We start from the raw sequence: 1,515 nt of genomic DNA, 5'->3' as shown, positions 1-1,515 counted from the left end.
GGGCGCCAGGTTGCTCGCCAGCAGGCGCAGCAGGCTGGTCTTGCCGGCGCCCGAGGGGCCGATGATGGCCACCCGTTCGCCGGGTGCCAGGCTCAGGTCGATGCCGTCGAGCGCGCGCGTGCCGTCGGCGTGGGTCAGGCCCACGCCGCGCAGGGCGATGCTCACTTCAGCAGGCCGGCGGCGCGAGCGGCTTCCTCGATGCCGGCGTAGTTCTCGACCTTGGTCTCGATAAAGCGGCTGGCGGCCTGCAGCTCGAGGATGGCCTTGTGCTCGGGGTTGGCCGGGTCGAGGGCGAGGAAGGCGGCCTTGATCTTGCCCTGCAGCTCGGCGCCGAGGTTGCCGCGCACGGTCCAGTTGTAGTCGTAGTAGGGCGGGGTGGTGGCGATCACCTTGACCTTGTCGACGTCGACCTTGCCGGCGGCGACCAGCTTGTCCCACACGCTGGCGTTGAGCACGCCGCCGTCGGCGTTGCCGGCCTGGACCCAGGCGGCGGTGGCGTCGTGGGCGCCGGAGTAGGCGATGCGGCTGAAGAAGTCTTCCGGCTTGATGCCGTCCTTGAGCATGAAGTAGCGCGGCATCAGGCTGCCGGAGGTGGAGGACACCGAGCCGAAGGCGAAGGTCTTGCCCTTGAGGTCCTGCAGCGATTTCACCGCCGGGTCGGCGCTGATGATCTTGCTGGTGAACTGCTCGTCCTCAGCGCGCTGCACCAGGGGCACGGCGTTGCCAGTCTTCAGGCGCGTCTGGACGAAGGTGAAGCCGCCCAGCCAGGCCATGTCGACGCGGTCGGCGGCCAGCGCCTCGACCACTGCGGCGTAGTCGGCCACCGGGACGAATTCGACTTTCATCTCCAACTGCTGTTCGAGGTAGGCGCCCAGCGGCTTGAACTTGCGCAGCAGTTCGGTGGGGGCTTCGTCGGGGATGGCCGAGACCTTGAGGACCTCGGCGGCCTGGGTGAAGACGGCGGAAACGGACAGGGCGAGGCCGGCGGCGAGCGCCAGGGTGTGCTTGAGCATGACGGGTTCTCCGGTTCAATAGCGGGGAAAGCGCGCGGAGTATAGTGAGCCGAGGGCCAGGATGCAGCAGGCTTGCGCTGCCGCCGGCCTGACTCTGTGGTTAAGATGGCGTTTTTCCCCTGTTTCAGGAGCTGCTCGATGACCGCTACGCTGCCCGCCCTGGCCTTCGCCGGGATCGGCCTGATGGGCCTGCCGATGACCCGCCGCCTGCTCGCCGCCGGCTACCCGCTGACTCTGTGGAACCGCTCGACGGACAAGTGCGCGCCACTGCTGGCGCAGGGCGCGCACCGGGTGGAGACGCCGGCCGAGCTGTGCCGCGAGGCCAATGTGGTGATGCTCTGCCTGGCCAACACCGAGGTGGTGCGCGAGGTGGTGTTCGGCCCCGGCGGCATAGTCGAGGGCGCGCGGCCCGGCCAGCTGCTGGTGGATTTCTCCAGCCTGGAGCCGGCCGCCACCCGCGAGATGGCGGCGGAGCTTCAGGCGCGCACCGGCATGCGCTGGG

At 69.2% G+C, this 1,515-nt stretch carries 3 protein-coding genes; 1 reads left to right on the top strand and 2 read right to left on the bottom strand.

Annotated features, from left to right (window positions below):
• Both N878_RS20130 and N878_RS20125 read right to left on the bottom strand, forming a co-directional pair.
• The coding region (locus tag N878_RS20130; protein ID WP_031303590.1) for an ATP-binding cassette domain-containing protein at positions 1–165 on the bottom strand (165 nt) is incomplete at its 3' end.
• Positions 162–1,013: a putative selenate ABC transporter substrate-binding protein gene (locus tag N878_RS20125; protein ID WP_021445348.1), complete on the bottom strand. Its 852-nt coding sequence runs from the start codon at positions 1,011–1,013 to the stop codon at positions 162–164. The genes N878_RS20130 and N878_RS20125, both read right to left, overlap by 4 nt.
• A 138-nt stretch (positions 1,014–1,151) precedes the next feature.
• On the opposite strand from N878_RS20125, the gene N878_RS20120 reads away from it, so the two are divergent.
• Positions 1,152–1,515: NAD(P)-dependent oxidoreductase (locus tag N878_RS20120; protein WP_021445347.1), on the top strand; the 364-nt coding region annotated here is incomplete at its 3' end.

Source organism: Pseudomonas sp. EGD-AK9 (assembly GCF_000465935.2).
In the GTDB taxonomy this organism is placed as follows: domain Bacteria; phylum Pseudomonadota; class Gammaproteobacteria; order Pseudomonadales; family Pseudomonadaceae; genus Aquipseudomonas.
This window is presented reverse-complemented; position numbering and strand designations above follow the sequence as displayed.